We start from the raw sequence: 19,965 nt of genomic DNA on the forward strand, positions 1-19,965 counted from the left end.
CTTGAAGCCATTTTGAAAAAAAGATTTGACAGGATGCGGAGTTTTCAGTATTATGTGTCTAAACCTACTAAACGGGTAGGAATAATTAAATAAATGTTCTTACCGTACAGACGGAGGAGCGCCCGCTTGAAGCAAGCAGACACGTGTCTACAGGACCGGTTTGACCTGCCATATGTGGGCCTTCCTGCGTCTTTTTTTTCTACTATCATGAATTTCAGAGGCATTTCTAATATTAAATAATATGGGGGAGTGGTTGGAAATGAAGAAAGGAATTAAGAAGGGGCTTCTCGCCGGATTTACATTACTGCTGACAGCAGGGCTCACAGCCTGCGGTAACAGCGGCAATTCCAGCAGCAGTGCAAATTCGGCAGGCACGCCCGAGGCGTCTAATGCGGGAACGAACGCGGCTGCTACAGCCGAGGCTACCAAAGCGCCGGCTAAGGATCCGGTAGAGCTGCTGAATGTTTCCTATGACCCTACCCGCGAGCTCTATGAGACCTATAACAAGGCCTTTGCCGCTTACTGGGAGCAGGAGACCGGCCAGAAGGTAACGGTTAAACAGTCCCACGGCGGATCAGGGGCACAGAGCCGGGCGGTGCTTGAGGGCCTTGAGGCGGATGTGGTTACGCTTGCCCTCGGTTACGACATTGATGCGCTGGCGGATAAAGGGCTGATCAATGAAGGCTGGGGCAGCAAGTTTGATCACAACAGCTCGCCTTACACCTCAACCATCGTATTCCTGGTGCGCAAAGGCAACCCGAAGGGCATCAAGGACTGGCCGGATCTGTTAAAAGAGGGCGTAGAGGTTATCACTCCGAATCCGAAGACCTCCGGCGGTGCCCGCTGGAACTATCTGGCTGCCTGGGGCTACGCGCTTGACCATAACAATAACGACGAAGCCAAGGCGCAGGCATTTGTGCAGGAGCTGTTCAAGCATGTGCCGGTGCTGGATACCGGGGCGCGCGGAAGTACAACTACATTTGTGGAACGCGGCATCGGCGATGTGCTGCTGGCCTGGGAGAATGAAGCCTATCTGTCCATCAAGGAGCTGGGGCCGGATAAGTTCGAAATTGTGAACCCGTCCGTAAGCATTCTGGCTGAACCGCCGGTGGCAATCGTGGATAAAACAGTTGATAAGAGGGGGACGCGTGAGGTTGCAGAGGCATATCTGAACTACCTCTACACTGAAGAAGGGCAGAAAATTGCCGCTGAGAACTACTACCGTCCGACCCTGGAAAGTGTGAAGGAGCAGTTCAAGGACCAGTTCCCTGAAATTAAGCTGTTCACCCTGGCTGAGAAGTTCGGCACCTGGAAGGAAACGCAGGAGAAGCACTTTAACGACGGCGGAATCTTCGACAAGATTTATGTGCCTGGAAGCTGATAAATAATTACAGGGTAGCCGGATGCCTCAGCCATGGAGCTGGGGCATTCGTGAATGTTCGGGCCCGGGGGAGCCTGCTCCGCCAGGGATGCTGATCGGCGGACAGGCCGAAGGCAGGAAAGGATGGGTACTAGGATGAATGTCATTTCTACGGCTGCGGGACGGCGCAAGGTGCTTCCGGGCTTCGGCATTACGATGGGGTACAGCGTGCTGTATCTGAGTCTGGTGGTGCTGCTGCCGCTATCGGCGCTGCTCTTTAATTCAACAGGGCTCAGCTGGGCGAAGTTCTGGGATATTGCTACTGATCCTCGGGTACTGGCCTCCTACCGTGTCAGCATAGGTACTGCTGCGGCTGCGGCATTGGCGAATGCTTTTTTTGGCCTGCTGATGGCCTGGGTGCTGGTGCGTTACGAGTTTCCGGGCAAAAGAATTTTCGATGCCCTTATCGACCTCCCGTTTGCGCTGCCGACTGCAGTTGCCGGTGTTTCCTTGACCGCACTCTATTCCCAGAATGGCTGGATCGGCTCTTTATTTGAACCCTACGGCTTCAAAATCGCCTTCACACCGCTTGGAATCACGCTGGCGCTGATGTTCATCGGGATTCCCTTTGTCGTGCGGACCGTGCAGCCGGTGCTTGAGGATCTGGACCGGGATATGGAGGAGGCTGCAGCTACGCTGGGCGCTGGGCGCGGCCGGACTTTTCTGCGTGTCATTCTGCCCGAGGTGTTCCCGGCACTGCTTACCGGCTTTGCGCTGGCATTTGCCCGGGGGATCGGCGAATTTGGCTCTGTCGTCTTTATCTCCGGCAATATGCCGATGCGCACAGAGATTGCTCCGCTGCTGATCATGTCCAAGCTGGAGCAGTTCGACTATGCGGGGGCGACTGCAGTGGCGCTGCTTCTGCTGCTTATTTCTTTCCTGATGCTGCTGGTTATTAACCTGCTTCAGCGCTGGGCCCGCAAAACTTCACGTTAGATACAAGGAGGAATAAACATGGCAGGAACTGTGCCCATGCATACCCCGAAGCAGAAAACCGGCACTGCCTCATCCGCAGCAACGAATGAATCGTCTGTAGTCAAATGGGTGCTGATAGCAGCTGCCGGGCTGGTAATGCTCTGGCTGATTGCCCTCCCGCTGATTGTCGTGCTGACAGAGGCGCTGAAGCGGGGCTGGGACGTCTACTGGGCTGCGCTCTCCGACCCGGATGCGGCTTCTGCACTGAGGCTGACATTGCTTGTAGCGGCAATTACCGTCCCGCTGAATACTATTTTTGGCGTAGTGGCCGCCTGGGCCGTGACCAAATTCCGTTTCCGCGGCAAGGGCTTTCTGATTACGCTGATCGACCTGCCGTTTGCCGTATCACCGGTCATCGGCGGGCTGATATTTGTCCTTGTGTTCGGCTCCAGCGGCTGGTTCGGCTCCTGGCTGAGCGACAATGACATCAAGATCGTTTTTGCCCTGCCCGGCATTGTGCTGGCCACCCTTTTTGTAACCTTCCCGTTTGTGGCGCGTGAGCTGATTCCGCTGATGGAGGATCAGGGCACGCAGGAGGAGGAAGCGGCGATTACACTGGGTGCAAAGGGCTGGCAGATCTTTTTCCGGGTTACCCTGCCCAATATTAAATGGGGTCTGCTCTACGGCATTATTCTGTGCAACGCGCGGGCGATGGGCGAGTTCGGGGCTGTCTCCGTAGTATCAGGCCGGATAAGGGGAGAGACCAATACACTGCCGCTGCATGTGGAGATTTTGTATAATGAATATCAGTTTTCGGCCTCGTTCGCGGTTGCTTCCCTGCTGCTCTTACTGGCGCTTGTTACGATGATTATCAAAAGCTGGCTATTGCGCAAAAATGCTCATTGACAGCGGTTTTGGTTCCGTGCTAAGTTAAAACATAGTATACAAGTTGGTAATTACGGGATTAAGGTGGAGATAACCCCTGTCCGGGGAAAGGGAGGCTGGAAAATGGCTAAGCCACTGAAGGTGGATGAGTTATGGCTATCACGAATTTCAGAGCTGCTGGACAATATGGAATTCGGCTCACTGCACATAGTTGTGCATGAAGGCCAGATTGTTCAGATGGAGCGTACGGAGCGCAAGCGTTTTGAGAACAGCTCAGCTAATCCGCGCCCTAATGTGGAAACCGGAAGCCGGCGTACCGATGCCCGTTCTGCGGGACGGGGTTAGAAGAAGCACGTTAGCACTCATCCTATATACAATAGAGCCAGAAAACAGAACAGAGCAGCGTCTCCTCCGATAGTAGGGGGGCACGCTGCTCTGTTTTTCTGTAAAAGGATAGACTTAGGTTAATACCGCGGTCTTCGCCGGTTGGCGGAGATGCCTTCGAACAGCAGGACAATTGCGGTAACGGCGTGCATGATCCAGCCGACAAACGGGATGAGTGCGACTACCGAGGTGACAATCCCGATCACGTTACCGATATAGGGGCCGCGTTCTCTCAGCAGGATGACAACAGCCGCCGCATGGAGCAGGAAGGCAACACCGAGCGGAACCCAGGCGTTGGCGACAACAAAGGTGCCCCCGATGAACGGAATGGCGAGAAAAGCCTCGTACGCAAAGGTCCCCCATTTAAATAGTTTTCCAAGTGATGACATGCTGGTTCACCGATCCTTTTCAAGTTATAGTGGAGCCTGATCTGTTACTATTAGTTACCCTTTTTCCTGGACTGAGAATAGGCTGTGATGTCTGTGGCGGAATACTTTATAGCATACGTCGCAAGCCGCAATTCGTTTCAACCGGCCTTGAGGGCTTATCCGCCTGCCCTTGATTGCGGTTCCTGCTGTCGTATATATTGGTTACAGTAAAAGGAGCCTGACAGCAGGCTCCGGAAAGTGGATGAGGGGAGATCAGCATGAACCAAATATCTAAACCGGAGGTCCGCCATGAGCTGCCTTCTGTGGAGCAATATCTGGCGCTGCGGGCCGAGGCCGGACTGAGCCCGATGAGCCTTGCGGGGGCGGAGGCCGGGCTTCCGCGGTCCTGCTTTGCAGTTACTGTATATGACGGGGAGCAGCTTGTCGGCATGGGACGGGTGATCGGGGACGGGGGCTGCTTCTTTCAGGTGACTGATATTGCAGTAAAGCCCGCTTATCAGGGCCTGGGCCTTGGAAAAGCCATCGTGCGCGAGATCAGAGCGTTTCTTGATACCGTGCCTCAGCCGTCCTATGTCAGCCTGATTGCTGACGGTGAAGCGGCCAGGCTCTACGCACAGTTCGGATTTGTTCCGGTTATGCCGGAATCACAGGGAATGTTTTTGCGGCGGTAGATCAATATATTATGAATTAAGCATGAAGTGAAACATAAGGCAGCATGAGGGCTGACGGAAGGTGAGGAAAAGAAAGATGGATGTAGTGGTAATAGGAGCGTCAGGAATTATTGGACAGGCTGTTGTACAAGAGGCTTTAAAAAGAAAGCATGAGGTAACTGCAGCCGTCCGCAATCCGGAAGCAGTGGAGCTGCAGCATGAACGACTGCAGGTGGTAGGCATCGATGTGCTTGATCCGGCATCTGTTGCTGCAGCAGTAACGGGGCACGGTGAAATTATCAGTGCCTTCGGGCCTGAGGAGGGACAGGAAAATGACCTGCTCAAGGTGGCGGATTCCCTGATCGAAGGGCTGCAGCGGGCTGGTGTAGAGCGTCTGATTATAGTAGGCAGCGCAGGCAGTCTGAAGACTGAATCCGGGGAATGGCTGATGGACACGGCAGACTTCCCGGAGGAGCTTCGTCCGCTGGCCGCAGCCCACGCTCATGCTTATGAGATTTATAGGGGCTCAGCGCTGGATTATACGTATATCAGCCCGCCCGCTGCCGTCATTACCGGCCGCCGGACCGGCATGTTCCGGATCGGCCTCGACCGGCTGATTACAGACGAGAACGGGGAGAGCAGCATCAGTGTGGAGGATTTAGCAGTAGCAATCGTTGACGAGCTTGAGGAAGGCAACTTCAGCCGGGAACGGTTCACTGTAGCGTACTAAATAAGCGGGGCAGGCTGCAGCTTTTGCAGCCCTGCCGCGGCGCCCAAGGGGATTATTCCCCGGCGGAGAGGGGTAAGACTTATTGCATATATGCTGTAAGTCTTGCCTTTTTTGCCTTGTCTGGGATTAGTTTGATTTTTGGCAGCTAATTTCACGCATTGTTACCTTTTCCTTCGGTTAGGTCGATAAAGGTAACCTATTTTGGGTCAAAGTCCCGCTCATAAGCCGAAATGGATAAATTAGGTGAGCTTTTTACCACTAATGCCTTGAATCGGGCGTTGAATTGATGAATAGCTGTTGATTTTTCACCTAATTCCAGGGACTGAGCCTAGAACCCGGCTGTGGAAGAGCGGCAGTGGAGTGTAGGGCGAAAGAAACGGAAATGTTAATCAGCCTTGATGCCTGCGGGCCGGAAGGTGAAGAGCCGGGGCAGGCTGTGGGGTTGCTAATCTTGTGAAGCTGGAAAGGAGCTGGAATTCTAACATGGAGCTGGTTACTGCGGAGGAAATGCGGCGGCTGGACCGCATGACGATTGAGAGGCTCGGCATCCCGGCGATTGCGCTGATGGAGAACGCCGGGCGTGCTATTGCTGAGGAGGTAATTGCCTTCTGCCGGAGCAGGCAATACAGCTGCGGGGCCGGGCGGCCCGGCGACAGAGCAGACGGGTGCGGGCAGAGCATAGAGAGTGACATTGTGCGCAGGACCTTCGCCGGCGGCAGGAGTACTATTGGTGATGAGCTTATCATTGGTCCGCCGCGTGACTTCAGGGTCAGCGGCGACCGCGCGCTGACCCTGGACACTGCCGCCGCCGAGCATTGGCTGATCCTCGTCGGCAAAGGCAACAACGGCGGCGACGGCCTCGCCGCCGCCCGGCACCTGCGTGAGGCGGGCATCGCCGTCACGCTGGTGTACGCGGCCGCGCCGGAGACGCTGGCCGGGGAAGCCGCCGTGCAGCACGGTGCTGCTGCGGCGCTGGGGATTCCGGCCGCTGTGCACGGCCGGGACGTCATCGACTTTGCCGGGTGCACCGGCATTGTCGATGCACTGCTCGGCACCGGAAGCGCGGGAGCGCCGCGCGGTGCCTATGCGGCCCTGATTGCCGCGGCAAATGTCAGCGGCAAGCCGGTGGTGTCCGCGGACATCCCCAGCGGGCTGGACGCGGACACAGGGGAGCTGCATGAGCCGTGCATTCATGCAGCAGTGACGGTCTGCCTCGCGCTGCTCAAGCGCGGGCTGGTGCAGTATCCCGGCGCGGGGGCAGCCGGGAGGGTTGTGGTCCGCTCCATCGGCATACCTGCCGCTCTGGCCCGGCAGGCCGGGGTGCAGGCCAGCCTGCTGACCCCGGAAGTGCTGCAGACACGTCTCGGTATCGACGTGTCGCGCCGCCGCTCGCCCGAAGGGCATAAGGGCACCTACGGCCATGTCCTGCTGGCGGCAGGAAGCTTGTCCATGAGCGGTGCCGGGCTGCTCGCGGCGCGGGCTGCGCTGCGGGCAGGCTGCGGTCTGGTGACCTGGGCGCTGCCCGCGGCACTGATGCCGTATGTAATCGGTGCTGCCCCGGAGGTCATGCTGGCTGCCGCTGGCGGCGGGGAGGACGGCACCTGGAATGCGGGAACAGCAGCGGAGGTGCTGCGGCTTAGTGGTAAATGCGATGTGGCTGCCACAGGTCCGGGTCTGGGCCGGTTTGCCGGAGACAAGGAGTGGCTCCGCATGCTTTGGGAAGGAATCGAAAGCCCGCTGGTGCTGGACGCAGATGCACTTAATATACTGGCGGAATGTGACCGCACCGGATGGTCCGGCCCGGAGCGGCCGGTTATTCTGACACCCCATCCCGGAGAAATGGCCCGGCTAGCGGGCGTATCCACTGCGGAGGTGCAGCGTGACCGGATCGGTCTTGCCCAGGCGTATGCTGTACAGCACGGCGTAATTCTGGTGCTTAAAGGAGCACATACCGTAATTGCTTCACCTGAGGGTGAAGTCTATGTCAACGCCACTGGCCATCCTGGAATGGGGACGGGCGGAGCGGGCGATGTGCTGACAGGAATCATCTCCGGCCTGCTCGCCCAGGGCCTGGGTGCTGTCCAGGCAGCAGCCTTCGGCGTGTACCTGCACGGTCTGGCCGGCGAGCGGGCGGCCGGCTCACGGAATCATCCGTCGGCACTGGTCGCCGGAGATATTATCGGGGCGCTGTAGTCGCCCCAATAGATCCATGGGTGAACAGCGGGCGGGCGGCCGTGCACGGAGTGGGCTGCCGCCCTGCAGTCCACCCACCCCGCAAACGCAGTATATCTGCTGCCGGTGAGCCTGCTGGTATTCTCCCCGACCGGGCTTCAGACGGCCCGCAGTCCGGTCTACTGCAGAATCAGGCAGAGCAGCGGTGCGAACAGGGCGAATACAGGCAGCAGCAGCGGATAGCGCTCACCGGCCAGCTGGGCCAGGCGGAACACCAGCAGAACGCCGATCCCGTAAAGGCCGCAGGTCTGCGTGTCCCCGCCCTGCTCGGCAGCAAGCCACAGGCCGGCCCCGAATCCGGCGGCGGCGTACAGGATGAGAGAGGGACCGAGTTTGGAGGAGCGGAACATGGACAGCAGGGCATCGGCAATCAGGGCAGCCGGCAGGGCGTAGGCATAGATGGCATACGGGACTGAGACCGGCCAGCCCTCCGGAATCCCGTTCGTATGCGGAAGCCCCAGCAGTACCAGGGACACTAGCATAAAGGTGAGTCCGGCAGCAGACAGCTTGGACAGGGCGTACATGCCTGCCGACAGCCTCACAGAGGGCAGGTCATAGTCTTTGATTTTATTCATCTGAAAACGTCCTTTCGGGTGTGATGTCAGCTTGTGACCATATCTCCTCCATTGACATGAATGCAGGTGCCGGTTACGTACGCGGAGTCAGGGCTTGCTAAGTACACATAAGCGCCTGCCAGCTCATAGGGCTGTGCTGCCCGCCCCAGCGGCGTATCGGTTCCAAATACACTGACCTCGGCGGCGGAGTAGCTCGAAGGGATGAGCGGAGTCCATACGGGACCGGGAGCCACGCTGTTGACGCGGATCCCGCTTTCGGCAAGTGACAGGGCAAGGGAGCGTGTAAAGGTGACGACAGCGCCTTTGGTTGAGGAGTAATCAATCAGCTCCTTATTGCCCTGGTAAGCGGTGATCGAGGCGGTGTTGATGATCGAGGCGCCTTTTTTCAGGTGCTTCAGTGCGGCCTGGCTCATGAAAAAATACGGGAAAATATTAGTCTGAAAGGTCTGGTACAGCTGCTCCTCCGTAATATCCAGCAGACTGTGCTGCGGATACTGCACCGCAAGATTGTTGACCAGAATGTTGAGTCTGCCAAAGGTCTGTACAGTCTGCTCCACCGCCTCAAAGCAGTTGCTTCTGTACCGCAGATCCGTCTCAATCCTCAGGCAGCGCCTGCCAAGCTGTTCAATTCGCCGGGCTGTGTCCGCAGCATCGGAGGCTTCATAGAGGTAAGCAATGGCTACATCCGCCCCTTCCCGGGCAAAAGCGATAGCCGCCGCCCTGCCGATCCCGCTGTCTCCGCCGCTGATCAGGGCCACCATGCCCTTCAGCCTTCCGCTGCCGCAGATTTCCGGGTCTTCACTGATCGGCCGGGGATTCATCAGGCTCTCGAGTCCGGGCTGGCGGTTCTGGTGCTGCGGGGGAAAGGCGATTTTTTGTGCACGGCATACCGTCTGTTCCCCGTAAAAGGGATAGGTTGGGTTCATTGCGCTTTACTCCTCCTTGCGTGCTGTCTGTTTTGTATATTTCTATGCATCCGCCCAGAAAAGGGTGCGCTTCCGCCGGCTTTACCGGCAGGAATGGCAATGCGGTAAGCATTTTTGCTTTGCCTGAAGGGAATAAGAAAGGGGTAAAAGAATGCGTTACAGAGAAATGATGGCAGAGGATTATGAGGCAGCCTCCAGGCTGTGGGGAAATACGGCCGGTATGGGCCTGAGCAGGGCCGATTCCAGGGAAGGAATCATACAGTTTCTCGGGCGTAATCCGGGGATGAGCCAGGTATGCGAGACGGAAAACGGTACGCTGGCCGGCACGGTGTTATGCGGTCATGACGGCCGCAGAGGGTATTTGTACCATGTGGCTGTCAGTACAGTCTGCCGGGGTAAGGGAGCCGGCCGCGAAATGGTGACGCGTGCGCTTTCAGCACTTCGTGAAGCAGGTATAGCGAAATGCCATCTGATGGTGATTGAAGGAAACAGACCGGGGCGCAGCTTCTGGTCGGGAACAGGCTGGGAGGAGCGGGACGGCATCGTGCTCTTTTCGCAGAATACATAATCCGCAGCTTCATCCTGAAGATGCAGCAATTAGATAACAATGAATGTAATAGTGTAGGTTCCGCATTCGTGCAGTATAATGTATAGGCAATTAACATAGCTAAATTTGATAGCGGGTGATCAGAGCAATGCGCTTCAAGGATGTATTTTCAATTATCGGTCCGGCGATGGTCGGACCTTCAAGCTCCCATACTGCCGGTGCCGCGCGGATCGGCCGTGCTGCCCGTCAGGTGCTGGGCGAGATGCCGCGTGAGGCGGAGGTTATTTTCTTCGGCTCGTTTGCCGCCACCTATCAGGGGCACGGGACGGACCGGGCTATTGCCGGCGGACTGCTGGATTTTGCCACGGATGACCACAGGCTGCCGGATTCGGTCGAACTGGCCGCTGAGGCGGGGATGGACATTTCCTTCCGGCAGGGAACAGGCCTGTTCCCCCATCCGAACACGGTCAGGCTCCGTCTTGTCGGCCGGGACACCGGTACGGAGCTGACGCTGACAGGAATCTCAATCGGCGGCGGAAATATTGAAATTGTGGATATCGACGGCTTCGGAGTCAAGCTGACCGGGATGTATCCAACCGTGCTGATTAACCATATGGATTATCTTGGCGTGCTGGCCAGCGTTACGGATGTAATGCGCAAAGGACAGTTTAATATCGGCCATATGTCACTTGACCGCAAAAACCGCAGCGGTGCAGCACTCACCGTGCTGGAGCTGGATGAACCGGCCACAGCGGAGCTGCTGCAGGAGCTGCAGGCCCTCGCGGCCGTCAAATCGGTCAAAGTGGTGGACTTGAACGGAGTCAAGCAAGAACAGAAAGGGAAGGAAAGCACAACATGAATTTTCAAACACTGAGCCAGCTGGCTGTATTATGTAAGGAACGGGGACTTGGCATCGGCGCGCTGATGCTGGCGGAGCAGAGCGAGGAATCAGGGCGTCCGCAGAGCCAGGAATTCGCTACGATGAAGGAGTATTACGGGGTTATGAAAGAGGCGGTACACCGCGGAATGACCCAGGATACAACCTCGCGCAGCGGTCTGACGGGCCTTGATGCCCAGCGGGTAGGCGATTATAATGCGGCGGGTGAGCCGTTACTGGGCGGACCTGCCGGGCAGGCAATGGCTTATGCACTGGCGGTATCGGAGGTTAATGCTTCTATGGGCCGGATTATAGCTACTCCGACAGCAGGCTCCTGCGGGATTATTCCGGGAGTCTTTCTCAGCTGCCAGGAGCGTTTCGGCTGGGATGATGATTATATGGTTTCAGGGCTGTTCGCCGCAGGGGCCATCGGGTATGTGATTGCCAATAATTCCTTTGTATCCGGTGCGGAGGGCGGCTGCCAGGCGGAAGTTGGTTCGGCAATCGGCATGGCGGCCGGAGCGCTGACTGAGCTGCGCGGCGGGACGCCGGCCCAGGCGGTGCATGCCGTGGGCCTGGCGCTCAAAAACACGCTTGGCCTGATCTGTGATCCGGTCGGCGGGCTTGTTGAAATTCCTTGTATCGTGCGCAACGGCTTCGGGGCTGTCACTGCCCTGGCGGCAGCGGATATGGCGCTGGCAGGCGTGCGCAGCGTGATTCCTTCAGACGAAGTAATCAAGGTGATGCTTGAGGTCGGCTCAGCCATGCCGGAGAAGCACCGCGAGACTGCCGGAGGCGGTCTGGCCCAGACGCCGACCGGCCGGCAGATTATGAAGGATCTGCGGAACAAGAAGGGCTGAGCGCCCGGAGCTGCTGCTAATAACGGTTAGCTCTAAAGAGGATTACAGCATACGGAAACGTTCCAGCTGCTCCCACATTCCCTCGCGGCGGAGAATTTCCGGCTGCTTCGGACCGAGCAGGTCGAAGTGGGGAAAGGGTCTGCGGTTGTGGATATATTGCGGCGGAAGACCGTTCTGCTCGCACCAGCGGCGGAGGCGGGGAAGGTCGCTGCAGCCTACCTTGGTTACGGTGGTTATACCGGGAAAACGGGGATCAATCCAGTAATGGGTCAAAAAAGCGATCTCCCCCCGCAGGACCGCCGCTTTCCACTGGTTCAGTTCTTCTCTGTTAATTCCGAAGGCCATAGCTGTCTCATCCTTATCCTTGGCGGTAATTGCCGGTTTCATCATGCACTACTATGATGTCGGTCCGGCAGGAGCGGTTTCCAGGGTGTCACTGATTATTTTAAATGTGAAATCTGCACCTATTGTCGGGTTAAAGCCTAGCTAGAGAAAAATAGTTAGCAAAAGGACATCTAATTCTGCTGTTTTGGCCCATAATAGGGTTAATGGTCTGAAATAGGTGACGTTTTTCCAACTAATGAGCAGAAATATCGGAAAAAGCTTAGATTAGTTGCCAAAAATCTAACTAATCAGTTAGAGCCCCAATCTACAGCCTGGCTTCACGGCAACTTACGAAAGGAGGCTTATGATGAACGGACAGGTTAGAGCGGACATCCGTCCCGGGCTTGAGGTGGATATTGTGCTGAAGCAGGATCAGGCTACCGGCAAGCTCACACACGGCACAGTAAAGGACATTCTGACCAATTCGCCCCGCCACCCGCATGGAATCAAGGTGCGGCTGGCTGACGGGCAGGTCGGGCGGGTCAAAAAGATCACAGGCTGATGATGCGGCCCTACATTGCAGAGCTGCAGACAGCTGGTTTATGTTCAACAGTCTCCAAGTAATTCCGCACACCTTCATAAGCGTTGCATTAAGCACCCGCTGTATCCTGCAGTGCCCTCGGCACGGCAGATATAAAGCGCTGGTGCTTTTTTATTGCGCGGCTGGGAAGGTGCGCTTGGCAGCTTGTCTTCACCCGGCGAACCGTTCCGGCTCTTGCTCCAGCAGCCCGTTCCGGCTCTCGCTCCAGCAGCCCGTCCCAGCACCGTTCCGGCTCTCGCTCAGCGGCCCGTCCCTGCTCTTGCCCAGCTTCTCTCGCCCCAGCGCTTCGCCTCAGCGCCGCATAAATTCCTCCACGTCCTTGTCAGCCTTGGTCTGATTACACAGGTTACAGGCGCATACACAGTTGTCGGGTGTGGTGTGGCCCCCCTTGGCCCGGGGCAAAAGGTGGTCAATAGTGTCACCGTACAGGCCGCAGAAATAACAGGTGTAGTTATCTCTTGTGAGGATCAGCCTGCGGAAATCCTTGTTGCTGTAGAGGCGGCGGATGGTCCGGCGGTTGACCACAACAGCAGCATGCTCACGGACCAGCGTAACCGCCAGCTTCAGGTCAATCTCCTGATGCCAGCGGCGTCCCTTGTCGCTGTGGCCGCGCATCAGAATCATTCCTTTGTACGAAGGGATGAGTGCTGAATAATCCTCAGGATCAGGCTTCGGCCACCCTGTCACCGGGGGCTTACGCCGCTGCTCGCCCGCCCGCGGCCGAGGGCGGGAATGCGGCTGCGTTTTAGGCTGGGCGGTCTTAGGTCCATGCTGCACAGCTCCGCCTCCAGGCGCAGCCTTGGCGGTCTGCCGCACGGCAGAGGCTGGATGTTGTGCCGCGCGGCTTGCAGAAACAGCCTCAGCCGCCTGCCTTACAGCGGCGCCGGCAGACGCGTGGCCCGCCGGCGCCGATTTCTTGGCCGCCGCTGAGGCAGCAGATACTGCCGGTGCAGGCTTCTCCGGCAGCCCGCTGGCCGGGGTGCCGCCGCGGATTTTACGGCAATCCCGGCAGGCGCCGCGGCGGGATTGGCCTTTGGAGCGTTTGCCCGTCCGTCTGCGGAATTCGGAGAGCGGCTTATACTGCTGGCAATAGGCACATTGCTTGGATACAGGCAGATTAGTATCAGTCATAGTTATATTAGGAGAGACGCTCTGTCTGCGTCTGTCCGCTCCATTTATTTTTTTAAAAGATAATCTGTAGCTCCAGTATAACGTAAAGCGCGCCCATTCACACGGCAGGGGAAATAACAGGTCTTTCACGAATTTGTGATATCTGTCTCGGCACCCTTGAGGGAAAAGATGTTAAATTTATAAAAAAATGAGGAAATGGGGAAGCGGATAATGGAACAGACGAAAAAGAGGCCGGGTACTGTTATTGTTCTATATGTGCTGCAGGCTTTTCTGGGAATCGGGGCGATCGGTGGCGGGGGGCTGCTGCTGATTGATACGAGCGGTGAAATGATGGGAATGCCGTTCTCTGTGCTGGAAAGATCGCCATTTGACAGCTTTTTGATTCCGGGCCTCCTGCTGCTGCTTATCTTCGGGCTTCTGCCGCTCATAGTGCTATACGGACTGGTTAAAAAACCGGACTGGAGGCGGTATGCCGGGCTTGTCCCGTTCAAGGAGCTGCATCCTGCCTGGACCTTCTCGCTGTACATTGGCTTCGGGCAGACTATCTGGATTATGGTGCAGACGTATATGATGAATGCAGTCTCTGTAGTCCATATTTTTTATACTTGTCTTGGCCTGCTTATTCCGGCGGTAACCCTGCTGCCTCCGGTGCAAAAATATTTTATGCTGGACGGCCGTGCGTAAAGCAGTTAGAATGGCAGTGAACAAAAAAGGGCTTTCATAAAACCCTGGAGGTGAACCGGATTGACTACCATTTACGATATCGCCAAAAAAACCGGTTACTCTCCGACTACGGTATCGAAGGCGTTCAATAACTATTCCGATGTGCGTGCGAAGACCCGCGAGGAGATTCTGCGGACCGCCCGGGAGATGGGCTATCTGCCGAATGCACATGCCCGCACACTGACCACCAAGAAGTCATGGACCCTCGGCGTGCTGTTTGTGGAGGGGACGGGAGCAGGCATCCGCCATCCGTTCTTCGGTGCGGTTATTGAGAGCTTCAAGCAGGTAGCAGTAGAGAAGGGCTATGCCCTGATGTTCATCTCGAAGGATGTCGGCGGCAAGCAGAGCGGATATCTGGAGAATTGCCGGATCCATGGCGTGGACGGTGTTGTTGTGTTTCTTTCGGATTATGAGGATCCTTATTTCCTGGAGCTTCTGGAGAGCAACATTCCTACGGTGATCCTGGACTATGAGACCCCGCAGTCGCACACGGTCTGTTCGGATAACACGGCTGGAGCCATGCTGGCGGTAGACTATCTTACTTCCCTCGGGCATAGCAGGATTGCCCATATCTCCGGCGGAGTGAATACGGTTCCCGGCAATCAGCGCCAGGAGGGCTATCTTGCGGCAATGAAGCGTCACGGGCATGAGCTGCGGGACGAATACATTGTCGAAGGTGAGTATTATGTGCTGGAGAACGGCTATTCCGCTATGCAGAAGCTGCTGGCACTGCCTGAGCGGCCCACGGCTGTTTTTGCTTCCGGTGACATGCTGGCGCTCGGGGCGATGACGGCGGCTAAGGACAGCGGCTTGTCTGTACCGGGTGACATTTCGGTTATGGGGTATGACGATATCGAGCTTGCCCGTTACGTGACGCCTGCATTGACAACGGTCAGACAGGATACGGCGAGTCTGGGAATCCGTGCCGCAGAAATTCTACTATCATCGGTTGACCGCAAGGGGAACGGAATGGAGGCCATCGTGCTGCCCGTGGAAGTGGTTGTGCGGGAATCCTGTGCGCCGCCTGGTGAGTAATACAGCGTTTCACCGGGGCGCATATTTTTTTCGCAACAATCGAAACCGGTTTCGATTTTGTGAAGTTTTTGTTTGATATTTTATTTAAGGAGATGGGTTCAGATGGTAACTGTACAAACGGTAGTGACGGCAAAAGAAACCGGGGAGCGCCTAAGCCGGCGGGATGCTCTGGTATTCGGTCAGAAGGACAGCGGGCAGACAGCGGATATCCAGCTTCAGCCGGAGCAGGAGTTTCAAAGCATCATTGGTTTTGGCGGCGCTTTCACCGAGGCTGCAGCCTACACGCTGTCGCGGATGAGCCCGGCCAGACGCTCGGAGGTGCTCCGCAGCTATTTTCACCCGGAGGAGGGCCTGGGCTACAGCATGGGGCGTGTGCATATCCACAGCTGTGATTTTGCGCTCGGAAATTATACGTATGTGCAGGAGCAGGATACAGAGCTGGCTACGTTCGATATTGCCCATGACCACCAGTGGGTGCTGCCGCTGATTAAGGATGCGATGAAGGTAAAAGGGGGCCCTTTTACGATGCTGGCTTCCCCCTGGAGCCCGCCCGCCTGGATGAAAACCAATGGGGAAATGAACAACGGCGGCTCGCTGAAGCCGGAATATGCCGCTGTCTGGGCGCGTTATTACACTAAATTTATTGAGGCCTACCGCAAGGAGGGCATTCCGGTATGGGCTGTATCGGTACAGAATGAGCCGGCGGCGGTGCAGACCTGGGATTCCTGTGTGTACAGCGCCGAGGAGGAGCGGGATTTTGTCAAAAACCACCTCGGGCCCGCCCTGCACCAAGCCGGTATGGACGATGTAAACATCGTAATCTGGGATCACAACCGGGATATTATGATCGAGCGTGTTACCCCTATTTTGTCAGATCCGGAAGCGGCGAAGTATGTTTGGGGGACGGGCATCCACTGGTATGGCGGCGAGGAGTTCGATAAGGTGGCGAAGGTGCATGAGCTTTTTCCGGATAAGCATGTGCTGTTCACGGAGGGCTGCCAGGAGGGCGGCCTGCGTCTGGGGGAATGGTTCACCGGGGAGCGCTACGGGCGGAATATAATCGGTGATCTGAACGCGTGGACGGAGGGTTATCTGGACTGGAATCTGGTGCTTGATGAGACCGGCGGGCCGAACCATGTGGGCAATTTCTGCGATGCTCCTATTATCGCCGACACGGTTACGGATGAGGTTCATTACAACAGCTCTTATTACTACATCGGCCACTTTAGCAAATATATCGCTCCCGGCGCTGTGCGGATCGGACTGGAATCTGCCATCGAAGGCATCCTGTCCACGGCATTCCGCAATCCTGACGGCAGTATCGCCGTGGTGCTGATGAACGAGAGCGATGATGCGCGCAGGGTAACGCTTGGTCTTGGCAGTGAGCTGGCCGTTTGCCAGCTGCCGCCGCATTCTATTGCTACGCATGTGATTTCGTAAGGTGCACATCCAAATTCAGGAGGTTATGATATGAGCCGTTATTATTTTGATTCAGGCCAATTTGTAATGGAGCAGTTTCATGAAAATAAACCGTTTGCCAGCTTCCTGCCGGGGCTTGCCGGGCTTAAGGGAATCCCGATGTGGACGTTCTATGTGAACCGCGGGCAGGGGGTATGCGGCTTCGGGGTACGCGACAAAAACTCGCCGATCATGGAGTTCTCCCCGGCCAGCATCTCCTACAAGAACGTGGCATCGTCCGGGTTCCGCACCTTTATTAAGCTGGGGGGGCGTGAAGAGATTTATGAGCCGTTCCAGTCCTCGCATCCGGACCCGGCGGTGAAGCGGAGGATGACGATCCTGCCCAACGGGCTGACGATTGAGGAAGAGCATACCGGACATGGATTGAAAACGACGGTTCATTATTTTAATCTGCCGAACGATGATTATGCCGCGCTGGTGCGCCGGGTGGAGATTGAGAATACTGGCGGTGCGGAGCTGTCTCTGGAGCTGCTGGACGGTCTGCCGGAGATCCTTCCTTACGGATCGGCGAACAGCGCCTACAAGGAAATGGGCAATCTGCTGCGCAGCTGGATGGAGGTCTACAATCTGGAGCACGGCATTCCGTTCTACAAGCTGCGTTCCAGCACTAACGATAGTGCGGAGGTCAGTGAAATTCAGAACGGCCATTTCTATCTGTCTTTTACAGCAGAGGGGGAGCAGCTGCGGCCGGTTGTTGATTTTGAGGTGATTTTCGGCGCTAATACTTCGCTTGCTTATCCGGACCGCTTCGCCGGTCTGGCGCTTGATGAGCTGCTTGCTCAGCCGCAATATCCGGTGAATAAGGTGCCCTGCGGCTTCAGCGGCATTCAGCGGACACTGGCTCCGGGCGGGAAGCTGACACTGAACACCATTATCGGGCATGTCAGTGACATCGACAAAATCAACCGCAAGGCTGACCGGCTCTGCCGCGATGAATATATCACCGGCAAAATGCTGGATGCGGCTGAGCTGACCGAGAACCTGACAGCGGACATTGCTACGCGCACTTCATCTGCTATTTTTGACGCATACTGCCGTCAGTCCTATCTCGATAATTTTCTGCGCGGCGGGTACCCGTTTATTTTTGACAATGGAAAAGAGGGCTTTGTCGTGCATCTGTATTCACGCAAGCACGGCGATATGGAGCGGGATTATAACTTTTTCTCGCTTGCTCCCGAGTACTATTCGCAGGGCAACGGGAACTTCCGCGATATGAACCAGAACCGGCGGAACGATGTGTTTTTTCATCCGCAGGTCGGCAGCTTTAACATCAAAATGTTCTACAGCCTGATCCAGGCGGATGGCTATAATCCGCTAAGTGTGCAGGGAACCAGCTTTGAGGTGCTGCCGGAGCATGCTGCGCAGCTTAAAGAGTGGGTGGATAGCGCTGCAGCGGATCATCAGGCTGAGCTTGCAGCGCTGTGTCTCGGCAAATTTACACCAGGCCAGCTGATTAATTACATCGCGGATCATCAGGTGCAGCTCAAGGCGGATGAGCAGGAATTCCTCAGCGGTGTGCTGGCCCTGTCCCGGCAAAATATCGAAGCCGCCTTCGGTGAAGGCTTCTGGAGCGACCACTGGACCTACAACCTGGATCTGGTTGAAGGCTATCTGGAGGTATTCCCGGATAAGCTGGCGGAGCTGCTGTTCGGTGACGAGTCCTATACCTTCTATGACAGCCCTGCCTATGTGCTTCCGCGCAGCGAGAAGTATGTGATCAGCGGCGGCAAGGTGCGGCAGTACGGCGCACTGCTCGAGGATGAGGAGAAGCTGCACCGGCTGCACCGCAAGGCCGGCGATACCCAGTGGCTGCGCACGGAGGGCGGCACCGGGGAGATCTACCGCACCAGCCTGTTCGTCAAAATGCTCTCGCTTGCGCTGAACAAGTTCGCTACGCTCGACCCATACGGCATGGGCGTGGAAATGGAGGGCAACAAGCCGGGCTGGAATGATGCGATGAACGGCCTGCCGGGCCTGTTCGGCTCCGGGATGAGCGAGACGTTCGAGCTCAAGCGGGTGCTGGTGTTTATGCTGGAGGCGCTGGAAAGCCTGGGAGTGCCGGAGGCAGAGGCTGCTGGCGGTATAGTATCGCTGCCCGTAGAAATCGCGCTGCTGCTGGAACAGGTGCTGTCGGCAGTAACTAAGCTGTTGGCCGGCGGGCTGGATGAGTTCGGCTATTGGGACACGGTTGCTTCAGCACGCGAGACTTACCGGGAGAGCATCCGCTTCGGCATTAACGGAGAGCAGGCGGAGGTAGGTCTGGCTGTTATCCGTGAAGCCCTGGGCAAATTCCTGGATAAAGTGGATGCAGGGATTGAGCGGGCGGTGTCGCTGGGCGGGGGACTGGTGCCGACGTATTTCCGCTTTGAGGCGGTGCGTTACCAAGCGGTAACCGATGAAGCGGGCAAGCCGGTGATTAGCGGCTATGGTTTACCCAAGGCCGTTGTTGAGGAATTCGAGGCTGCAGCACTTCCATACTTCCTGGAAGGCCCGGCCCGCTGGCTCAAAACACTGGACAGTCATGAGCAGGCCAAAGAGATTTACAGCAGGGTTAAAGGCAGCGGCCTGTTCGATCCGGTAACCTCAATGTACCGCACCTCGGCATCACTTGAGGCGGAATCACATGAGATCGGGCGCATCCGGGCCTTCACGCCAGGCTGGCAGGAGCGGGAGTCGAACTTCCTGCACATGTCCTACAAGTATCTGCTGGCCCTTCTGAAGGGAGGGCTGTACGAGGAATTCTACAGTGAAATGCGAACCTCGCTGATCCCATTCCTTGACCCGGCAGTATACGGCCGCAGCACGCTGGAGAATTCCTCCTTTATCAGCACAGGCGGCAATCCGGACCCGCTGACCCATGGCCGGGGCTTTGTGGCCAGACTCAGCGGCTCGACGGCAGAGTTCCTGAGCATGTGGAGAACCATGATGGCGGGCAGCCGGATGTTTGCGTATGAGGACGGCGAGCTGACGCTGGAGCTGGCACCTGCGCTGCCGGGCTGGCTGTTCGACGGGCAGGGCGAGCTGATGTTTACCTTCCTGGGAGGAACGGAAGTGACCTATCATAACCCGCGCCGGGCCGATACCTATGGCGCAGAGCGGGCGGTTATCGGGCAGCTTACGCTGACCTACAGCGACGGAAGCACCCGGCAGGTTGACGGGGCGCTGCTGCGCGGTGCGGAGGCCGAGGCCCTGCGCCGGGGCGAGATCACCGCGATCCGTGCGGAGCTGGTGTAAGGTGTTTGAGGGGGGCCGCTGAGGCCTCCTTTTTTTCTTTTTGTAGAG

At 56.9% G+C, this 19,965-nt stretch carries 20 protein-coding genes; 15 read left to right on the top strand and 5 right to left on the bottom strand.

Features of this window, described 5'->3' with window-relative positions; translation table 11 throughout:
* The first annotated feature begins 259 nt into the window (after positions 1 to 259).
* The 4 genes from R70723_RS01855 to R70723_RS01870 all read left to right on the top strand — a co-directional run bounded on the left by R70723_RS01855 (position 260) and on the right by R70723_RS01870 (position 3,565).
* Positions 260 to 1,381, top strand: coding sequence for a sulfate ABC transporter substrate-binding protein (locus R70723_RS01855; RefSeq protein WP_039869308.1), 1,122 nt, complete (start codon positions 260 to 262; stop codon positions 1,379 to 1,381).
* Between the two features lie 135 nt (positions 1,382 to 1,516).
* Positions 1,517 to 2,356 carry a sulfate ABC transporter permease subunit CysT gene (cysT, locus tag R70723_RS01860; RefSeq protein WP_039869310.1) on the top strand — a complete coding sequence of 280 codons (840 nt, stop codon included), beginning with the start codon at positions 1,517 to 1,519 and terminating at the stop codon, positions 2,354 to 2,356.
* 18 nt (positions 2,357 to 2,374) lie between these two features.
* Positions 2,375 to 3,241, top strand: a complete 867-nt coding sequence (gene cysW, locus R70723_RS01865) for a sulfate ABC transporter permease subunit CysW (RefSeq protein WP_039869311.1) — start codon at positions 2,375 to 2,377, stop codon at positions 3,239 to 3,241.
* Positions 3,242 to 3,343: 102 nt separating this feature from the next.
* Positions 3,344 to 3,565, top strand: a complete 222-nt coding sequence (locus R70723_RS01870) for a YezD family protein (RefSeq protein ID WP_039869313.1) — start codon at positions 3,344 to 3,346, stop codon at positions 3,563 to 3,565.
* 119 nt (positions 3,566 to 3,684) lie between these two features.
* On the opposite strand, the gene R70723_RS01875 is transcribed toward R70723_RS01870, so the two are convergent.
* Positions 3,685 to 3,993: a hypothetical protein gene (locus tag R70723_RS01875; RefSeq protein WP_039869315.1), complete on the bottom strand. Its 309-nt coding sequence runs from the start codon at positions 3,991 to 3,993 to the stop codon at positions 3,685 to 3,687.
* Positions 3,994 to 4,250: 257 nt separating this feature from the next.
* Between R70723_RS01875 and R70723_RS01880 the strand changes: the two genes are divergently transcribed.
* From R70723_RS01880 to R70723_RS01890, 3 genes are all read left to right on the top strand, one after another.
* A complete protein-coding gene (locus tag R70723_RS01880) occupies positions 4,251 to 4,664 on the top strand; it encodes a GNAT family N-acetyltransferase (RefSeq protein ID WP_039869316.1) in 414 nt (137 codons plus the stop codon).
* A 76-nt stretch (positions 4,665 to 4,740) separates the two neighbouring features.
* Positions 4,741 to 5,373, top strand: a complete 633-nt coding sequence (locus R70723_RS01885) for an NAD(P)-dependent oxidoreductase (RefSeq protein WP_039869317.1) — start codon at positions 4,741 to 4,743, stop codon at positions 5,371 to 5,373.
* A 483-nt stretch (positions 5,374 to 5,856) separates the two neighbouring features.
* Positions 5,857 to 7,566 (top strand): bifunctional ADP-dependent NAD(P)H-hydrate dehydratase/NAD(P)H-hydrate epimerase, encoded by a 1,710-nt coding sequence (locus R70723_RS01890; protein WP_039869319.1) that lies wholly within the window; start codon positions 5,857 to 5,859, stop codon positions 7,564 to 7,566.
* Positions 7,567 to 7,724: 158 nt separating this feature from the next.
* Here R70723_RS01890 and R70723_RS01895 read toward each other — a convergent pair whose 3' ends face one another.
* The gene (locus R70723_RS01895; protein WP_039869321.1) at positions 7,725 to 8,180 is read right to left on the bottom strand and encodes a hypothetical protein; all 456 of its coding nucleotides are present in this window, start codon (positions 8,178 to 8,180) and stop codon (positions 7,725 to 7,727) included.
* A 26-nt stretch (positions 8,181 to 8,206) separates the two neighbouring features.
* A complete protein-coding gene (locus R70723_RS01900) occupies positions 8,207 to 9,106 on the bottom strand; it encodes an SDR family oxidoreductase (protein WP_039869322.1) in 900 nt (299 codons plus the stop codon).
* A gap of 151 nt (positions 9,107 to 9,257) precedes the next feature.
* On the opposite strand from R70723_RS01900, the gene R70723_RS01905 reads away from it, so the two are divergent.
* The 3 genes from R70723_RS01905 (at position 9,258) to sdaAA (ending at position 11,390) form a co-directional block, all read left to right on the top strand.
* A complete protein-coding gene (locus tag R70723_RS01905; RefSeq protein WP_039869324.1) occupies positions 9,258 to 9,674 on the top strand; it encodes a GNAT family N-acetyltransferase in 417 nt (138 codons plus the stop codon).
* A gap of 127 nt (positions 9,675 to 9,801) precedes the next feature.
* Positions 9,802 to 10,512: an L-serine ammonia-lyase, iron-sulfur-dependent subunit beta gene (sdaAB, locus tag R70723_RS01910; RefSeq protein WP_039869326.1), complete on the top strand. Its 711-nt coding sequence runs from the start codon at positions 9,802 to 9,804 to the stop codon at positions 10,510 to 10,512.
* The gene (sdaAA, locus tag R70723_RS01915) at positions 10,509 to 11,390 is read left to right on the top strand and encodes an L-serine ammonia-lyase, iron-sulfur-dependent, subunit alpha (protein WP_039869327.1); all 882 of its coding nucleotides are present in this window, start codon (positions 10,509 to 10,511) and stop codon (positions 11,388 to 11,390) included. The genes sdaAB and sdaAA overlap by 4 nt, the downstream gene beginning before the upstream one ends.
* 42 nt (positions 11,391 to 11,432) lie before the next feature.
* On the opposite strand, the gene R70723_RS01920 is transcribed toward sdaAA, so the two are convergent.
* The gene (locus R70723_RS01920) at positions 11,433 to 11,735 is read right to left on the bottom strand and encodes a hypothetical protein (RefSeq protein ID WP_039878138.1); all 303 of its coding nucleotides are present in this window, start codon (positions 11,733 to 11,735) and stop codon (positions 11,433 to 11,435) included.
* A 346-nt stretch (positions 11,736 to 12,081) separates the two neighbouring features.
* On the opposite strand from R70723_RS01920, the gene R70723_RS01925 reads away from it, so the two are divergent.
* Entirely contained in the window at positions 12,082 to 12,276 is a 195-nt protein-coding gene (locus tag R70723_RS01925) for a YwbE family protein (protein WP_039869328.1), read from the top strand.
* 330 nt (positions 12,277 to 12,606) lie between these two features.
* Here R70723_RS01925 and R70723_RS32515 read toward each other — a convergent pair whose 3' ends face one another.
* Complete coding sequence (locus tag R70723_RS32515; protein ID WP_047171001.1) at positions 12,607 to 13,446, bottom strand: HNH endonuclease; 840 nt, start codon at positions 13,444 to 13,446, stop codon at positions 12,607 to 12,609.
* A gap of 210 nt (positions 13,447 to 13,656) precedes the next feature.
* Here R70723_RS32515 and R70723_RS01935 point away from each other — a divergent pair, with 210 nt between their 5' ends.
* The 4 genes from R70723_RS01935 (at position 13,657) to R70723_RS01950 (ending at position 19,917) form a co-directional block, all read left to right on the top strand.
* Entirely contained in the window at positions 13,657 to 14,130 is a 474-nt protein-coding gene (locus R70723_RS01935) for a hypothetical protein (RefSeq protein ID WP_039869329.1), read from the top strand.
* A gap of 60 nt (positions 14,131 to 14,190) precedes the next feature.
* The gene (locus R70723_RS01940; RefSeq protein ID WP_039869330.1) at positions 14,191 to 15,204 is read left to right on the top strand and encodes a LacI family DNA-binding transcriptional regulator; all 1,014 of its coding nucleotides are present in this window, start codon (positions 14,191 to 14,193) and stop codon (positions 15,202 to 15,204) included.
* 102 nt (positions 15,205 to 15,306) lie between these two features.
* The gene (locus R70723_RS01945) at positions 15,307 to 16,644 is read left to right on the top strand and encodes a glycoside hydrolase family 30 protein (RefSeq protein ID WP_039869332.1); all 1,338 of its coding nucleotides are present in this window, start codon (positions 15,307 to 15,309) and stop codon (positions 16,642 to 16,644) included.
* A 30-nt stretch (positions 16,645 to 16,674) separates the two neighbouring features.
* Positions 16,675 to 19,917, top strand: a complete 3,243-nt coding sequence (locus tag R70723_RS01950) for a hypothetical protein (protein ID WP_039869333.1) — start codon at positions 16,675 to 16,677, stop codon at positions 19,915 to 19,917.
* Positions 19,918 to 19,965 lie beyond the last annotated feature (48 nt).

Origin of the sequence: Paenibacillus sp. FSL R7-0273, assembly GCF_000758625.1 — a bacterium.
GTDB lineage: Bacteria > Bacillota > Bacilli > Paenibacillales > Paenibacillaceae > Paenibacillus_AQ.

Excerpts from the sequence above, each read along its gene's own strand:
- R70723_RS01855 (WP_039869308.1), top strand. The coding sequence starts at position 260 with ATGAAGAAAGGAATTAAGAAGGGGCTTCTCGCCGGATTTACATTACTG.
- cysT (WP_039869310.1), top strand. The coding sequence starts at position 1,517 with ATGAATGTCATTTCTACGGCTGCGGGACGGCGCAAGGTGCTTCCGGGC.
- cysW (WP_039869311.1), top strand. The coding sequence starts at position 2,375 with ATGGCAGGAACTGTGCCCATGCATACCCCGAAGCAGAAAACCGGCACT.
- R70723_RS01870 (WP_039869313.1), top strand. The coding sequence starts at position 3,344 with ATGGCTAAGCCACTGAAGGTGGATGAGTTATGGCTATCACGAATTTCA.
- R70723_RS01875 (WP_039869315.1), bottom strand. The coding sequence starts at position 3,993 with ATGTCATCACTTGGAAAACTATTTAAATGGGGGACCTTTGCGTACGAG.
- R70723_RS01880 (WP_039869316.1), top strand. The coding sequence starts at position 4,251 with ATGAACCAAATATCTAAACCGGAGGTCCGCCATGAGCTGCCTTCTGTG.
- R70723_RS01885 (WP_039869317.1), top strand. The coding sequence starts at position 4,741 with ATGGATGTAGTGGTAATAGGAGCGTCAGGAATTATTGGACAGGCTGTT.
- R70723_RS01890 (WP_039869319.1), top strand. The coding sequence starts at position 5,857 with ATGGAGCTGGTTACTGCGGAGGAAATGCGGCGGCTGGACCGCATGACG.
- R70723_RS01895 (WP_039869321.1), bottom strand. The coding sequence starts at position 8,180 with ATGAATAAAATCAAAGACTATGACCTGCCCTCTGTGAGGCTGTCGGCA.
- R70723_RS01900 (WP_039869322.1), bottom strand. The coding sequence starts at position 9,106 with ATGAACCCAACCTATCCCTTTTACGGGGAACAGACGGTATGCCGTGCA.
- R70723_RS01905 (WP_039869324.1), top strand. The coding sequence starts at position 9,258 with ATGCGTTACAGAGAAATGATGGCAGAGGATTATGAGGCAGCCTCCAGG.
- sdaAB (WP_039869326.1), top strand. The coding sequence starts at position 9,802 with ATGCGCTTCAAGGATGTATTTTCAATTATCGGTCCGGCGATGGTCGGA.
- sdaAA (WP_039869327.1), top strand. The coding sequence starts at position 10,509 with ATGAATTTTCAAACACTGAGCCAGCTGGCTGTATTATGTAAGGAACGG.
- R70723_RS01920 (WP_039878138.1), bottom strand. The coding sequence starts at position 11,735 with ATGGCCTTCGGAATTAACAGAGAAGAACTGAACCAGTGGAAAGCGGCG.
- R70723_RS01925 (WP_039869328.1), top strand. The coding sequence starts at position 12,082 with ATGAACGGACAGGTTAGAGCGGACATCCGTCCCGGGCTTGAGGTGGAT.
- R70723_RS32515 (WP_047171001.1), bottom strand. The coding sequence starts at position 13,446 with ATGACTGATACTAATCTGCCTGTATCCAAGCAATGTGCCTATTGCCAG.
- R70723_RS01935 (WP_039869329.1), top strand. The coding sequence starts at position 13,657 with ATGGAACAGACGAAAAAGAGGCCGGGTACTGTTATTGTTCTATATGTG.
- R70723_RS01945 (WP_039869332.1), top strand. The coding sequence starts at position 15,307 with ATGGTAACTGTACAAACGGTAGTGACGGCAAAAGAAACCGGGGAGCGC.
- R70723_RS01950 (WP_039869333.1), top strand. The coding sequence starts at position 16,675 with ATGAGCCGTTATTATTTTGATTCAGGCCAATTTGTAATGGAGCAGTTT.